This window comes from Streptomyces sp. NTD91 (assembly GCF_059510455.1).
In genome coordinates this window covers 50,552-65,246 of record NZ_JCAJZW010000028.1, presented here as the reverse complement: position 1 = coordinate 65,246, position 14,695 = coordinate 50,552, and the positions used below count along the sequence as shown (strand labels likewise).

At 71.7% G+C, this 14,695-nt stretch carries 11 protein-coding genes and 3 pseudogenes; 12 read left to right on the top strand and 2 right to left on the bottom strand.

Annotation, left to right across the window (positions count from 1 at the left end):
* Nucleotides 1-40 precede the first annotated feature (40 nt).
* The 5 genes from mqnE (at nucleotide 41) to AC5WRT_RS25775 (ending at nucleotide 3,776) form a co-directional block, all read left to right on the top strand.
* On the top strand, nucleotides 41-1,204 hold the full coding sequence (gene mqnE, locus AC5WRT_RS25795; protein WP_496096468.1) for an aminofutalosine synthase MqnE: 1,164 nt from the start codon (nucleotides 41-43) through the stop codon (nucleotides 1,202-1,204).
* 36 nt (nucleotides 1,205-1,240) lie between these two features.
* Entirely contained in the window at nucleotides 1,241-1,903 is a 663-nt protein-coding gene (locus AC5WRT_RS25790; protein ID WP_496096469.1) for a UdgX family uracil-DNA binding protein, read from the top strand.
* 16 nt (nucleotides 1,904-1,919) lie between these two features.
* Nucleotides 1,920-2,444 (top strand): GNAT family N-acetyltransferase, encoded by a 525-nt coding sequence (locus tag AC5WRT_RS25785; RefSeq protein WP_496096470.1) that lies wholly within the window; start codon nucleotides 1,920-1,922, stop codon nucleotides 2,442-2,444.
* 89 nt (nucleotides 2,445-2,533) lie between these two features.
* Nucleotides 2,534-2,842, top strand: coding sequence for a DUF4229 domain-containing protein (locus AC5WRT_RS25780; protein ID WP_496096524.1), 309 nt, complete (start codon nucleotides 2,534-2,536; stop codon nucleotides 2,840-2,842).
* Nucleotides 2,843-3,050: 208 nt separating this feature from the next.
* Nucleotides 3,051-3,776: a TetR/AcrR family transcriptional regulator gene (locus AC5WRT_RS25775; RefSeq protein WP_496096471.1), complete on the top strand. Its 726-nt coding sequence runs from the start codon at nucleotides 3,051-3,053 to the stop codon at nucleotides 3,774-3,776.
* A gap of 305 nt (nucleotides 3,777-4,081) precedes the next feature.
* Here the strand turns inward: AC5WRT_RS25775 and AC5WRT_RS25770 are convergent.
* A pseudogene (locus AC5WRT_RS25770) lies at nucleotides 4,082-4,662 on the bottom strand (hypothetical protein); the annotation flags it as partial.
* Between the two features lie 239 nt (nucleotides 4,663-4,901).
* Between AC5WRT_RS25770 and AC5WRT_RS25765 the strand changes: the two are divergent.
* Together AC5WRT_RS25765 and AC5WRT_RS25760 are read left to right on the top strand one after the other, a co-directional pair.
* Nucleotides 4,902-6,854 (top strand): AMP-dependent synthetase/ligase, encoded by a 1,953-nt coding sequence (locus tag AC5WRT_RS25765; protein WP_496096472.1) that lies wholly within the window; start codon nucleotides 4,902-4,904, stop codon nucleotides 6,852-6,854.
* A gap of 138 nt (nucleotides 6,855-6,992) precedes the next feature.
* Nucleotides 6,993-7,877 (top strand): LysR family transcriptional regulator, encoded by an 885-nt coding sequence (locus AC5WRT_RS25760; RefSeq protein ID WP_496096473.1) that lies wholly within the window; start codon nucleotides 6,993-6,995, stop codon nucleotides 7,875-7,877.
* Here the strand turns inward: AC5WRT_RS25760 and AC5WRT_RS25755 are convergent.
* Nucleotides 7,825-8,298: pseudogene (locus AC5WRT_RS25755) on the bottom strand (ATP-binding protein). The gene AC5WRT_RS25760 and the pseudogene AC5WRT_RS25755 overlap by 53 nt on opposite strands.
* A 105-nt stretch (nucleotides 8,299-8,403) precedes the next feature.
* Here AC5WRT_RS25755 and AC5WRT_RS25750 point away from each other — a divergent pair.
* The 5 genes and pseudogenes from AC5WRT_RS25750 (at nucleotide 8,404) to AC5WRT_RS25730 (ending at nucleotide 14,464) form a co-directional block, all read left to right on the top strand.
* Nucleotides 8,404-9,262 (top strand): annotated as a pseudogene (locus tag AC5WRT_RS25750) (helix-turn-helix domain-containing protein).
* The gene (locus AC5WRT_RS25745) at nucleotides 9,259-9,528 is read left to right on the top strand and encodes a DUF397 domain-containing protein (protein ID WP_496096474.1); all 270 of its coding nucleotides are present in this window, start codon (nucleotides 9,259-9,261) and stop codon (nucleotides 9,526-9,528) included. Before AC5WRT_RS25750 ends, AC5WRT_RS25745 begins: the two are co-directional and overlap by 4 nt.
* Nucleotides 9,529-9,572: 44 nt before the next feature.
* The gene (locus AC5WRT_RS25740) at nucleotides 9,573-10,403 is read left to right on the top strand and encodes an ATP-grasp domain-containing protein (protein ID WP_496096475.1); all 831 of its coding nucleotides are present in this window, start codon (nucleotides 9,573-9,575) and stop codon (nucleotides 10,401-10,403) included.
* Nucleotides 10,404-10,478: 75 nt separating this feature from the next.
* Complete coding sequence (locus tag AC5WRT_RS25735) at nucleotides 10,479-11,273, top strand: AfsR/SARP family transcriptional regulator (protein ID WP_496096476.1); 795 nt, start codon at nucleotides 10,479-10,481, stop codon at nucleotides 11,271-11,273.
* 143 nt (nucleotides 11,274-11,416) lie between these two features.
* Nucleotides 11,417-14,464, top strand: a complete 3,048-nt coding sequence (locus AC5WRT_RS25730; RefSeq protein WP_496096477.1) for an AfsR/SARP family transcriptional regulator — start codon at nucleotides 11,417-11,419, stop codon at nucleotides 14,462-14,464.
* The last annotated feature ends 231 nt before the right edge of the window (nucleotides 14,465-14,695 follow it).

The following is a 14,695-nucleotide window of genomic DNA, read 5'->3' as shown; positions in this document are numbered from 1 at the left end:
GGTGGGCCGTGCAGTCGGGCTGTCGTGGAAAGGTGTTGGCATGGACGTCGGGCTCAAGCGCGAGCTGGAGGAGAAGGTCCGCTCCGGTGAGCGGCTGACCCGCGAGGACGGCATCGCGCTGTACGAGTCGGACGACCTGGCGTGGCTCGGCGGCCTCGCGCACGAGGTGCGCACCCGCAAGAACGGTGACGTGGTCCACTTCAACGTCAACCGGCACCTCAACATGACCAACGTGTGCACGGCCTCCTGCGCCTACTGCTCCTTCCAGCGCAAGCCGGGGGAGAAGGACGCGTACACGATGCGCATCGAGGAGGCGGTGAAGCTCGCCAAGGCGATGGAGTCGGAGAACCTCACCGAGCTGCACATCGTCAACGGCCTGCACCCGAACCTGCCGTGGCGCTACTACCCGCGCTCGCTGCGGGAGCTGAAGGCCGCGCTGCCGGACGTGTCGCTGAAGGCGTTCACGGCGACCGAGATCCACCACTTCGAGACGATCAGCGGGCTGTCGGCGTCGGAGATCCTCGACGAGTTGATCGACGCGGGCCTGGAGTCGCTCACCGGCGGCGGCGCGGAGATCTTCGACTGGGAGGTCCGGCAGCACATCGTGGACCACAGGACCCACTGGGAGGACTGGTCCCGCATCCACCGCCTGGCGCACGAGAAGGGCCTGAAGACCCCGTGCACCATGCTGTACGGCCACATCGAGGAGCCCCGCCACCGGGTCGACCACGTCCTGCGCCTGCGTGAACTCCAGGACGAGACCGGCGGTTTCCAGGTCTTCATCCCGCTGCGCTACCAGCACGACTTCGTGGACGTGAAGGACGGCAAGATCCGCAACCGTCTTCAGGCCCGTACGACGATGGCGACCGGCGCCGAGGCGCTGAAGACGTTCGCGGTGTCGCGGCTGCTGTTCGACAACGTGCCGCACGTGAAGGTCTTCTGGGTGATGCACGGCGTGCAGACCGCCCAGCTGGCCCTCCAGCACGGGGCGGACGACATGGACGGCTCGGTCGTCGAATACAAGATCACGCACGACGCGGACAACTTCGGCACGCCGAACAGGCTGACCCGGGAGGACCTGCTGGAGCTGATCCGCGACGCGGGGTTCCGGCCGGTGGAGCGCAACACCCGGTACGAGATCATCCGCGAGTACGACGGCCCGGACCCGGCGCGCCGCGACTCGCCTCAGCCGATGCGGGTGTGAAGAGTGGCATGAGTGCCGTACGGGTACTCGTCGGCCGTGACACCACGTACAGCCGCCCCCGAGGACGCCTACACCGCGGAGCCCTTCGTCCCCGAGGGCGCTGACCTGGACGGCCTGCGCCGCGCGGCGCAGGGCTGTCGTGGCTGCCCCCTGCACGAGCACGCCACCCGGACGGTGTTCGGCGCCGGAAACGCCCACGCGCGCGTGATGCTCGTCGGGGAGCAGCCCGGCGACCAGGAGGACCGCCGGGGCACACCCTTCGTCGGCCCCGCCGGCAAGCTGCTCGACAGGGTGCTCGCCGAGGCCGGCATCGACCCGGGGGACGCCTATGTGACCAACGCGGTCAAGCACTTCAAGTTCAGCCGGGCCGAGCCCCGTAAGCGCCGGATCCACAAGACGCCGAGCCTGCGGGAGATGACGGCCTGCGGCCCGTGGCTCGCGGCGGAGCTGGCGCTGGTCGAGCCGGAGCTGATCGTGGTGCTCGGCGCGACGGCCGGGAAGGCGCTGCTGGGGTCGTCCTTCCGGGTGGGCGAGGTGCGCGGCACCGTACTGGAGCGGGAGATCCACGGGCGGCCCGAGCGGCTGGTGCCCACCGTGCATCCCTCTTCCGTGCTGCGGGCCCAGGACGACGAGGACAGGAAGGCCGCCTACCAGGGGCTGGTCGCTGATCTGAAAGTGGCTGCACACGCTCTCGGGTAATAGGTACAGTGGTCATATGCCACTTACGTTCACGCTCGACCCCGCCATCACCCCGGCCCTGCGCGACGGCGTCCTCGACCTGTGGACGGACGTCTCCAACGCGGGCGGCGCCGTCGGCTTCGTCCCGCCGGTGAGCCGGGAGGACGTCCGGCCGGAGCTGGTGAAGCACCTCGTGGCCATGGCGGAGGGCAGGCACCGGCTGCTCGTCGGGTGCGACGAGACGGGCGCGCCGGCCGCGACCGCGTTCTTCGCCTTCAACACGCACCGGCTCCAGACGCACTGGGTGTGGCTCTACACGGTGATGGTCCACCCGAAGCACCAGGGCAAGGGGTACGGTCGTGACCTGCTCGCCGCCGCTGCGGACGCGGCCCGCGCCTTCGACGGCGTACACGCGATACGGCTCACCTGCCGGGGCGGCCTCGGCCTCGAGCGGTTCTACGGCTCCTGCGGCTACAAGGAGGTCGGCCGTGTCCCCGGCGCCATCCGGGTCGCGCCCGGCGACGACCGCGACGACGTGATCATGCTCCTGCCGCTGCACTGACGCCCCGCTGCCGACCCCCCTGCAAGATCTCGAGTCTGTCATGGTTCACTGGACGATGACCCTTTTTGGAATCGGACGACTGGATTGAGATGCTCCGCTACACGCTGATGCGCCTCGGCATCTTCGCCGGCTGCCTCGTCGTCGTCTGGGGAGCCGTCTACTCCGGCATCTTCCCGCGCGGCTTCGGCAGCTCCAACGGCCTGTGGGTGCTGCTGCTCGCCCTGGTCCTCTCGGCGCCGATCAGCTGGGTGGTGCTGCGCAAGGAGCGGGACCGGGCCTCGGTGCAGATCGTGAACAAGGTCGACCGGATGAAGGCCAACCTGGACGCCAACCGCAGCCAGGAGGACATCGCCGACGACGCCGCGCGAGCGCAGGGCGAGGCAGCCGCGTCCAACTAGTGCCGCAACAGGCGACGTTCGCCCCGTCGCGACGCCTGGCACGCTCCCCCACTGCCTCAAGGGCGTGGGAGGTGCCCCCACTCGCCGCACCGGGCACAAACCCACGTACATCCAGTACGGGGGCTTGCACCCGGCACGCCGAGAGCACGCACCGGACGCCGCTCCTCGACGGGCGAACGTTGCCTGCCGCGGCACTAGTCTTGTCCCCATGGGTGGGGCGAAGACCAGACGGATGCCGCGGGCCGTGCGCGAGCAGCAGATGCTCGACGCCGCGGTACGCATTTTCGGCCAACGTGGCTACATGGCCGCCTCCATGGACGAGATAGCCGAACTCGCCGGTGTCTCCAAGCCGTTGGTCTACCTCTACCTGAACTCCAAGGAAGACCTCTTCACCGCCTGCATCCGGCGTGCGGCCGCCGCCCTGACGGATGCCGTCCGCGCCGGGATCCGTACGGACCTGCCCGCCGACCGCCGGCTCTGGGACGGCCTCCAGGCGTTCTTCGCGCACACCGCCGAGCACCCCGACGCCTGGTCCGTGCTGCACCTCCAGGCCCGTACGCACGGGGAGCCCTTCACGGCCGAGGTCGCCGCGATGCGCGAGGAGATCGTCGCGTTCGTGACCCGCCTGTTCGCGGCCGCCGCACGGGAGGCCCACCGTGCTCCCGACCTGCCCGAGCACCAGGTCGCGGGGCTGGCCGAGGCGCTGATGGGCGCGGCGGAGTCGCTGGCCGCGTGGGCCAACGCGACGCCCGGAGTCACCGCGAGCCAGGCGGCGACCACCCTGATGAACTTCGCGTGGTCGGGGCTGGGCAATCTTCTGGGCGGCAACCGGTGGACTCCGGCGCCCGAAGAAGACGGAGGGGCGCGGCGAACTGTGCGACACGCCGCGGCGGACCCGCACCCGGCGACGGCGAAGCACCCCGACGACAGCTAGTGCCCCGGCGGGCGACGTTCGCCGCGCCGCCGCCCTTCGGCAACGACGCGAATTGTCACACAGGCCTAGGGCGTGTTTCGAAAGTAGCGTCGTCCGCCCGGAGGGCGGGGTCCGCGGCGTCTGGTGCGGTGCATCGCAGGGCGGAGGGTCGTCCTCGTACCGGGCGTACGTGGACGATCCCGACAATGCGGCGAGGTGCCCTGTCAGGCGTCGCGGACCAGACGGGACTTTCGAAACACGCCCTAGTGCCGCAACAGGCGACGTTCGCCCCGTCGCGACGCCCGGCACGCGCTCTCGCCGCACCGGGCAGCCCCGTACCGCCGCCCGATGTCCCCGCCCAGCCGCCACGCGGCGACGACGGGCAGTGCGGCATCCTGTCCCTTCCGCGCCTTCCCGTCCGCTTCCCCGGTCGATCCGCGGGAGGCCCCCGCGCGGTGCCGTGCGAGATAGGTGCTGCGCGACTCCCATACGACCTTCCCGGCGGCCCGCATCCCGGTGGTCACCGTGGCCTCGGTGCCACGCCGGTGCGGGGTCAGCCCCTCGATGTGGACGGCGAGTTCGTACTCCCCGGCCGCCGGTAGGGGGGTGTACCGGGAGATCTCGATCGGCGTGTGGACGAGGCCGAGCAGGGGCAGCGGAAAGGCCCGGTCGGTCATCAGCTGCATGGCCAGGGGGAAGCCGAGGACGTGTGGGTAGGTGACCGGCAGGTCGCCGTCGTCGGTGGCGAAACCGCAGACGCGCTCGTAGCGGCCAGCCGGCCCGGTTCGACCCGCACGCCGGGCCGCACCACTCGGATGCGCGGGAAGTCGGCCTCGGGGGAGGGCCGTTTGAACGGGGATCGCAGCGCGCCACGTACCAGTAGCGAGCCGAGACCGTGGTCTGTCATGTCCTGCCCCCACCGCTTGCTCTGGAGTAAGTTACCGTCGGTAATCCTATGTCACCCCGGAGTCGCCGCTCAAACATGAGCCTCCCTCGCATAAACCCCAACGCTGCACATCCCCGGCCCCGGACCACCCCCGAACCCGCACGATCTCCTCACGGCCGACCCGTACCATCGCCTCCCTAACCTGCGGTAACCCTTTCCGCCCAGGCGCCGCAGGTGCACGCACGCCACAGGAGCCGCCCGTGTCCAGCCCGTTCCAGAACGCCCCCGTCTCCTCCGGCACCGCCGTCTCCGCCACCGACTACGACGGCCGGCCGGTCCTCGTGGAGCCCTGGGTCCAGCGGCTGGACGGCGCCGTGCGGGAGGTGTCCGTGCCGCCGTTCGCATCCCCGGTGAAGCACGGCTCGCTGGCGGACCTGCCGTTCGACAACGCGGACGCCGCCCCCGCCGCCGTGGTGCTCAGCCGCAGGCTCCAGGACGGCCGCTGGAGGGACGTCACGGCCGCCCACTTCGCCGAGCAGGTCCTGGCCGTGGCCAAGGGACTGATCGCCGAGGGACTGGTGCCGGGCGACCGGATCGCCGTCATGGCGCGTACGACGTACGAGTGGACGCTGCTCGACTTCGCCGCCTGGGCCGCCGGTCTGGTCACCGTGCCGATCTACCCCACCTCCTCGGTGTTCCAGGCCCGGTGGATCCTGCACGACTCCGGCGCGGTCGCCCTGATCGCCGAGACCGCCGCCCAGGCCTCCGCCATCGGCCCCGAACTCCAGCACCTGCCCGACCTGCGCCATCTGTGGGTGATGGAGAAGGACCACGTGACCCGGCTCGCCGAGGCCGGTGTGCAGGTGCCGGACGCGGAAGTCGCCGTACGTCGCGGCATGCTGGGCCCCGACACCCTCGCCACGCTCATCTACACCTCCGGCACCACCGGCCGCCCCAAGGGCTGCGCGCTCTCGCACGGCAACTTCTTCGCCGAGGTCGACAACGCGATCGAGCTGCTCTACCCGGTCTTCAAGGCCAAGGACGAGATCCCGTCGGTACTCCTCTTCCTGCCGATGTCCCATGTCTTCGGGCGCATGGTGGCCATCGCCTGCGTCCGCGCCCGGGTCCGCCTCGGCCACGCGCCGAGCCTTGCCGCCGAGGACCTGCTGCCGGACCTCGCCGCCTTCAGGCCGACCTGCCTGCTGACCATCCCCTACATGCTGGAGAAGATCTACAACTCGGCCCGCGCGAAAGCCGAGTCGGGCGGCCGGGGTGCGGTCTTCGACCGGGGTGCGGCGGTCGCCGTCCGCTTCGGCGAGGCGCTGGAGGCCCGGCAGACCGGCGCCGGCAGCGGCCCGGGCCGCTCTCTGAAGACGGCCCGCACCTTCTACGACCCACTGGTCTACCGCAAGATCCGAACCGCCATGGGCGGCCGCGTGCGGCACGTCATCTGCGGCGGCTCCCCGCTCGGCAGGCGCCTCGCCGCGTTCTACGCCGGTGCCGGCATCGAGATCTTCGAGGGCTACGGCCTGACCGAGACCACGGCGGCCACGACCGTCACCCCGCCCCTCAAACCCCGTCTGGGCACGGTCGGCTGGCCGCTGCCCGGCACCCGCATCCGCATCGCGGCCGACGGCGAGATCCTCGTCTCCGGCGACCATGTCCTGCGCGGCTACTGGGAGCCGCAGGCCGGCGGCGTCGTCCCCGCGACCCGGGACGGCTGGCTGGCGACCGGCGACATCGGCGAGCTGGACGACGAGGGCTATCTGACCATCACCGGCCGCAAGAAGGAGCTGCTGATCACGTCGGGCGGCAAGTCGGTGGCCCCGGCGCCGCTGGAGAACTGGCTGCGCCAGCACCCGCTGATCTCCCAGGTGATGCTGGTCGGCGACGGCCGCCCGTACGTCGCGGCTCTCATCACCCTCGACCCCGACGGCATCGGGCACTGGCGCCAGATGATCGGCAAGCACCCCGTGCCGCCCGAACTGCTCGTCGGCGACCCCGAACTGGAGGCCGTCCTGCAGCGCGCGATCGACGAGGCCAACAAGCTGGTGTCGCGGCCCGAGTCCGTCCGCCGTTTCACCGTCCTGCCGACGGACTTCACCGAGGAGGCCGGCCACCTCACCCCGTCGATGAAACTGCGCCGCGAGCAGATCATGACCGACTTCGCGGCCGAGGTGGAGGCCCTGTACGGCCCGGTCACCGGCCCATGAGGGTCGGCACCCGCTCCTCGCGCGCGGAGCGGGTTGCCGCCCGGGTCGGCCGTGTCCCGTCAGTGATCCTCGTACGCCCCTGATATTCCAGTCAATCCTTGGGTTTGCTGGCCAGATCCAAGGTATAGCTTGGGTGTTGTGACGCTCGACGACCTCCGTGTGTTCGTGGCCGTGTGCCGTGCCGGCAGCCTCAGTTCCGTCGCCAGGGACCTCGGCTGCACCCAGTCCGCCGTCAGCCAGCACATCAAGCGCCTGGAGCGGGAGACGGGGGTCGCGCTGCTGGAGCGGCTGCCCAGGGGCGTTCTGCCGACCCAGGCCGGTCGGATACTGGAAGCCGCCGCCGCGGAGGGCATCTCCGGGCTCGACATCGCCGTACGGCGACTGCGCGACCTGGTCGACGGCCACAGCGGGTACGTCCGCGTCGCCACCGGCGCCACCACCGTCCGGCACTTCATGTCCGAGGCCGTGGTCGCCTTCCGCCGTCGCCACCCCAGGGTCAACCTCGAGTTCCGCACGGTCAGTTCGGGACGCGGCACCTTCGACGCCCTGGCCGACGGCAGCCTGGACCTGGCCTGGATCACCGTCGGCCCCCCGGTGCGCGGCATCGAGCAGCGGACGGTCGCCGAACTGCCCTGGGTGCTCGCCGTCGCCGCCGACGACCCCCTCGCCGGGCGCACCCGTCTCGACGCGGCCGACCTCACCGGCGTACGGCTCATCCGGCTGCCCCCGAACTCCACCTCCGCCGCCCACCTCGACGAGGCCTGCACCGAGCTGGGCGTCCGTTTCACCTACGACACGAGCGTCGCCGACTGGGACACGGCCCTGCTGCTCGCCGAGCTGGGCGTGGGCCGGGCGGTCGTCCCCGCCGTACCGGGCCTGCCGGTGCCCGGCGAGGGCGAACTGCGGCTCGTCCCGCTGCCCGGCCTGCGCCCCCTGCCCGTCGGCTGGGCCGTCCGCCGCTGGGACGCCCTCAGCCCTCCGGCGCGGGCGTTCGCCGACACGGTCGTCGCCGCCGCGGGCTGAGCGGGAGTTCCGCCCAGACCGTCTTGCCGACGGTGCGCTCGGTGACGCCCCAGCGGGCGGAGAGGACGAGGACGAGGACGATCACGAGCCCGCGCCCGTGCTCGTCCTCCGGCCCGGCCTCCAGGAACCGCGGCGCCCTGTCCCCTCGGGCGCCGCTCACCTCGATACGCAAAGTGTCCTTCTCCCGCAGCAGCCGCAGCCGCAGCTCGAAGTCCGGCCCGGCACGCGACCGTGGGTGACGGCGTTCGAAGCCAGCTCCGACACCAGCAGTTGCGCAGTGCCGTTCTGGTCGCTGTCGTGGGGACACCCCCAGGTGGCGAGCTGCTGCGCGGTGAGCCGCCGGGTCAGCCGGGCCCCGAGAGGGGTGGCGCTGGACGAGTTCGGTGGCCTCGGGAGCGGGGGTGGAGATTTCTGCGTTCACGTCACCGAGAGTGGTCGGTTCTCCCTACGCTGACCAGGGGATGGCCGGCGACTGTGCGTAGTCGTACGGGTGCGTTCGCGTGCAGTACGAGTGTCGGAGGTGACGGTGGAGGAACGCAGGCCGGAGACGCCCGCCGAGGCGAACGGATCGGCGACTGTCTTCGTCGTACTGGGTAGGCAGTTGAAGTTGCTGAGGGAGCGGGCGGGACTGAATCAGCGGGAGTTCGGCGACCTGGTGGGGTACGGCCCCGACCAGATCTCCGCCATGGAACGAGGGAGGGGTACGGACGCCGAGGCCGGAGTTCTTGAAGAAGGCGGACGACCTCCTCAACGCGGGCGGGCTGTTCATCGAGGTCCTCCCCCAGGTCGAGGAGGCGATGAGCAGGGCGCGGGCACGGCATCCGGAGTGGTACCGGAGATATGCGGCGATGGAGGCGGAGGCGGTGGAACTGCATCACTACAACAATCACGCGGTGCAGGGCCTCCTGCAGACCGAGGAGCACGCACGGGCCGTGTTCGCTCAGCGGCGGCCGTTTCTCGATGAGGGGACCATCGAGAAACGGGTGGCTGACCGTCTCTCTCGTCAACAGGTCTTCCAGCGGTGTCCCCGGCCCATCGTCAGCTACATCCTGGAAGAGGCAGTGCTCGACCGGCCGATCGGTGGGCGGCGTGTCCACGCCGAGCAGCTGCGCCACCTGCTCAACCTGAGCCGCATGCAGAACGTCGAGATCCAGGTGATGCCGACGAACATGGAGGAACACCCCGACCCGGGAAGCGCGTTCAACCTCCTGGTACCCAAAGGGCATGGCCAAGTGGCGTACGTGGAGGCACAGGGATTCCCTCAGCTCATCACAGACCGGGAGGAGGTCCGGAAGATCGCCGACCGCTATGGGACCATGCGCGCAATGGCACTCAGTCCCAGGGAGTCCCGCTCCCTGATCACTCGGAAGCTGGAGGAGCTGTGAGCGTCGAGGACCTTGCTTGGTTCGAGTCCAGCTACAGCGACGGCGAGGGCGGCGATTGCGTCGAGCCCGCCTACACCTGGCCCAAGTCCACCCACAGCGGCGGTGAAGGCGGCGAATGCCTCGAAGTGGCCGTCCACCCCGCCGCCGTCCACATCCGCGACTCGAAGACCCCCGCCGCCCCCCACCTCACCGTCGGCCCCGCCGCCTGGGCGGCCTTTCTGTCCTCGGGAACCGACCGGGACCGGATCGGTAACCCCCGTTCGTAGGCTGCCGTTCCACCCTCGCCGACTCCGTCCACCCGAGCAGAGGCATGAAAGAAGACAACGACGTTCGCCGGATCTTCCTGCTGAACCCGGACCAGCGTCTCCTCCACGAGGCCGCGCGGACCGGTGTCCAAGTGCGCTCCGCCGAGGCCGACCCGCTGGATGAGCGGGCGCTGGGCCCCGTGCTGAAGGAGGCCGCCGCGGCCGGGCTGTTCGTCAACCCGGCCCGGTCCCTCAGGGTGCTCGCCGACCCGGAGGCCGTACGGCGGCTCGTGCGCGACAACCGGCTGTCGCCGGACGCCGCCGTACCCGCCACGGGCGGAACGCGGCTCAGCGTGGAGACGCTCAGTGTGCACGGGATGCACCAGACCGTGGGGATCACCGCCCGCATGCCGTACGGGCTGCTGCACCCGGCACCGCTGACGGAGGACGCCGCGGCCGAGGTGCGGGCCGTGGTGACCGCCCTGCTGGATCTGACCGGGTACCAGTACGGGCCGGGGCACACGAACGTCGTGCTGACGGCGGCCGGGCCGGTGATCACCGGCTGCCGGGCGGCGCTGGCCAGGGACCCGGTGCCGGAGCTGCTGAGGGTCGCGGGCGGGTTCGACCTGGCGGCCGGGGCCGTGGAGGTGCTGGCCGGGCGGCTGGTGGACACGGTGCGGCCGGGCCGGTACGCGGCGGCGGCCGTGCTCAACCCGCCGTGGCGGCTGGAGACCGGCGAGGTCGGCGTGCTGCCGCACGTGCGGCACGTGTCGCCGCCGGACTCCCTGCGTCCCGGGCATCTCGTCGTGCACGCGGACTCACCCGAGGTGGCGGCCCAGCGGGTGACCTCCCTGACCGAGCTGGTCACCGGGAACGGATCGGGAACGAACCGGTAGAGCCCCGCCGCACTGTTGATACGTCGCCGGAATCAGGACGACGACGCCAGCGACGTCGACAGGAGGCCGAGTCAGGTGCTGAAGTTCTCGATACTCGGGGCACTGCAGATCCGTACCGTGTCCGGGCCCGCGGAGATCTCCGGCGATCTGCAGCGCGTCCTCGTGCAGACCCTGCTGGTCAGCGAGGGCCGCCCGGTGTCCGGAGAGTGCCTGGTCGAGGAGATGTGGGGCGAGGCCGTACCCGACAACCAGGCGAACGCGCTGCAGGCGCACGTCAGCAGGCTGCGTCGGAAGCTGCGCGCGCTGGAGCCGGACCGGCCGACGTCCCGGGTCACCATCCACCCCTCCGGCTACCGGCTCGTCGTCGGCGACGGGGAGCTGGACGCGGCGGAGTTCATGGCGGCCGTACGGCAGGCGGAGGCGGCGTCGCCCGGCGACGCGGCGCACGTGGCACGGCTGCTCGGCGAGGCGCTCGGCCTGTGGCGCGGTCCCGTCTTCGGCGGCTTCCCCGGCGGAACCCTGTGCCAGCTGGCCGGGGCCCGCTACGAGGAGTACCGGATGCGGGCGATGGAACTGCGCTTCGACGCCGAGCTGCGGCTCGGCCACCACGCGGCCCTGCTCGCCGAGCTGGCCGAGGCGCACACCAACCACCCGCTGCGCGAACGCTTCTGCGAGCAGCTGATGATCGCCCTGTACGGCTCGGGGCGGCAGGCCGACGCCCTCGACGTCTTCCGGCGCATGCGCGGCCGGCTCGACGCGGAACTGGGCATCGAGCCGTCCCCGGCGCTGCGCCGGGTGGAAAGCGCCATCCTCCGCCATGATCCGGCACTTGCCTCGGACATGCGCCCGGTCCTGCTCCAACTGGCTTGAAAACGGTGCTCGTCCTGCTCGTACCGAGAGACGTCGGGCGGTAGCGTGAAGAGGCCTTCACGCACTTGCCGGTTCGGGTACAACCTTAGGATCGGTCCGAACATCTCGGGCCGGGCGACGAAACGTAGCGGGGGGAACGGTACGTGGAATCGGCGGCATTGGGCCATCCTGTCGTACGGTTCAACATCCTCGGCCCGCTGGAAGGCTGGCACGGTGAGCACCGGGTGCGGCTGGGCAGTCCCACACAGGAACGGGTGCTCGTCACCCTGCTGCTCGAGCCGGGCCGGATGGTGCCGCTCAGCCGGCTGGTGGCCGCCGCCTGGGACGACGAGCCGCCGCAGACCGCGGGCCACCAGGTCCGCAAGGCCGTCGCCGCGCTGCGCACCCGCATCCCGGACGGCTCCCGCCTGATCGTCACCGACGGTCCCGGATACCGCGCCGTCCTCGGTGAACACCAGTTGGACCTGCACGAGTTCGGCCAGTGGTCCCGACAGGCCCGGCAGGCGATGGCCGACGGCCGGCCCGAGGAGGCGGTCGGTCATCTGCGGGCCTGTCTGGACCTGTGGCGGGGCCCGGTCATGGCCGGTGCCGGCGGCACGGTGATCTCCGCCGCCTCCCTGGCGCTGGAGGAGCGCCACATGGCGATCGCCGAGCAGTACTACGAGCTTCAGCTCGAACGCGGCCAGTCCGGTGAACTCATCGGTCCGCTCAGGGAGTTGGTGACAGCGCATCCGCTGCGGGAGACCCTGCGCGGCCGACTGATGCTGGCCCTGTACCGGGCCGGCCGGCAGGCGGAGGCGCTGGAGGAGTTCGGCCGGGTGCGCGAGCTGCTCGTGGAGGAGCTGGGCATCGATCCGGGCGTCGAACTGACCGGGCTGTACGAGGCGATCCTGCGCGACAGCCCCGAGGTCGCCCCCCGCCTGCCGCAGTCCGTGGCCGACCGCGCCGCCCTCCTGCTGCCGGCCCCGCTCGCCCGGACCACCGGCCCGGCGGCCGCGCCCTGCACCCTGCCCTACGACCTGCCCGACTTCACCGGCCGTGACGACGAACTGGCCCGCCTGCTCGAGGTGGGCCGGGCGCCCGCGGGCCGGGGCACCCGGATCATCGGGGTGGACGGCATGGGTGGCAGCGGCAAGACCGCCCTCGCCGTGCACGCCGCCCATCTGCTCGCCGCCGACTACCCCGGCGGGCAGCTCTTCGTCGACCTGCGCGGTTTCAGTCCCGGCGAGAAGGCCCAGGAACCGGGCGCCGTACTGCACTCGCTGCTGCGCACCCTGGGCGTCCCCGACGAGCGCATCCCGGACGACCTGGAGCGGCGCATCACCCTGTGGAGAACCGTTTCCGCGCAGCGGAAGCTGCTGCTGGTCCTCGACAACGCCGCGGGCGCTGCCCAGGTACGGCCCCTGCTGCCCGCCTCCGAGGACTGCCTCGCCGTCCTCACCGGCCGGGTCCGCATGCTCGACCTCGACGGCGCCGAGTGGCTCTCCCTGGGGCTGCTCTCCGCCGACGACAGCGTCACCCTGCTCACCCGCATGCTCGGCGCCGACCGCACCGGCGTCGAACCCCAGGCCGTGGCCCGGCTCGCCGGCCTGTGCGGCGGGCTGCCCCTCGCGCTGCGCGTCACCACCGCCCGGCTGCGCAACCGGCCCCGCTGGACCGTGCAGTACCTGGTCGACCGGCTCGCGGACGAGACCCGGCGACTGCGGGAGCTGAGCGCGGGGGAGCGCAGCGTCGAGGCCACGCTCCGGCTGTCGTACCAGGCGATGGAGGAGGAGCAGCGCGCCGCCTTCCGGCTGCTCGGACTGCACCCCGGCAGCGCCATCGACGTCCACTCGGCCGCCGCCCTGCTCGCCACCGACGCCCATGACGCCGAGGACGTCCTGGAGGACCTGCTCGACGCGCATCTGCTGGAACAGCACGAGGCGGGGCTGTACGGCTTCCACGACCTGGTGCGGACGTACGCGATGAGCGTGCGGGAGGCGGAGGACGACTCGGAGGGGGCGGTCGAGCGGCTGGTCTCGTACTACACGCTCGCCACCGACCAGGCCTGCGAGATCCTCTTCCCCGGCCGCAACCGCTACGGTGACCTGCCCGAGCCCGGCACGGCCGAGCTGCCACGCCTGGACGACGACGAGCAGGCGCTGCGCTGGTTCGACCGCGAGCGCGAGGCGCTGCTCGCGGTCGTCGCCCAGGCGGGCACGCACGGCATGCACCGTACGGCCGCGCTCCTGGCCCGCAACGTGCTCTTCTACCTCCACCTGCGGGGCCACTACCAGGAGTTCCGGGTCGTCAACCGGGTCGCGGTGACCGCCTGCCGGCAGCTCGACGACCCGGTGCTGCTGAGCCTGAGCCTGTGCAACCTGGCCGTGGGCCAGTGGTGGCTCGGCGACTTCCACGGCGGCATCACCACCGCCCAGGAGGCCCTGGAACTCGTCCACGGCACCGATCCCCGCACCCGCGCCTTCAGCATCGAGGTGCTCGGCCTGCTGCACGGGGCGCTCGGCGACTTCGACGAGGCCCGGTCCTACCTCGCCCAGGGCATCGCCCTGCACCGGGAACTGGGCATGGACCGGGCGGAGGCGGAGGCGCTGGTCAACCTCAGCACCGTACAGACCTGGTCGGGCCACTACGCCGAAGGCGCCTCGCTCGCCGCCCGTGCCACCGAGCTGAACCGGCGCCTCGGCGAACGCAACCACGAGATCTCCTCGTTGGCCTGGCTGGCGCTCGCCCACTTCGGCCTCGGCGAGGACGAACGGGCGCGGGCCTGCCTGTCCCAGGCACTCGAACTGTGCGACGAGTCCCGACAGCCCGGCAACGTCGCCTTCGTCCTCGCCCACTGGGCCCGCGTCTGCCAGCGCTTCGGCGAGGTGACCCTGGCCGCGGAACACGCCGAGCGCGCCCTGGACCTCGTCGCGACCGGGGGCACGGTGCTGCGTCAGTCGTCCGTGGTGAACGTGGTCGGCTCGGTCCACCTGCGCGCGGGAGCGGCCGACCGCGCCATGGAACTCCACCGCCGTGCCCACGAACTGGCCACCCGCCTCGGCTACCGCATCGAGATCGCCCGCGCCCTGCACGGCATGGCGGAGGCGGCCGAGGCCCTGGGCGACGGCAGGACGGCGTCGCGGCACCTGCGGGCGGCGGAGGCGCTGTACGACGCGATGGGGGTCACGGAGGCGGGGCGGCGGCTGTAGGGGCCTGCGCCCACGCCCGGCAGGTGTCCCCGCTCCACGCCCCGACGGATCCTCACCGCGCCCCCGCCGCCCCGCGCTGAGGCCGGTGTGACGGCTGGGCCCGGTCGACGCGGCGTGTGAAGCCGGGTCCGGCCGACGGTCGGTGGTCGCGTGGAAACGGCACCGGCCGGGGGGTGAGCCCGGACGGTGCCGTGGCGCTGCGCTGACCGGTGCGTGGGGCGGTGCGGTCAG

Coding starts and splice junctions, on each gene's coding strand:
- mqnE (WP_496096468.1), top strand. CDS start 41: ATGGACGTCGGGCTCAAGCGCGAGCTGGAGGAGAAGGTCCGCTCCGGT.
- AC5WRT_RS25785 (WP_496096470.1), top strand. CDS start 1,920: ATGCCACTTACGTTCACGCTCGACCCCGCCATCACCCCGGCCCTGCGC.
- AC5WRT_RS25780 (WP_496096524.1), top strand. CDS start 2,534: ATGCTCCGCTACACGCTGATGCGCCTCGGCATCTTCGCCGGCTGCCTC.
- AC5WRT_RS25775 (WP_496096471.1), top strand. CDS start 3,051: ATGGGTGGGGCGAAGACCAGACGGATGCCGCGGGCCGTGCGCGAGCAG.
- AC5WRT_RS25740 (WP_496096475.1), top strand. CDS start 9,573: ATGAAAGAAGACAACGACGTTCGCCGGATCTTCCTGCTGAACCCGGAC.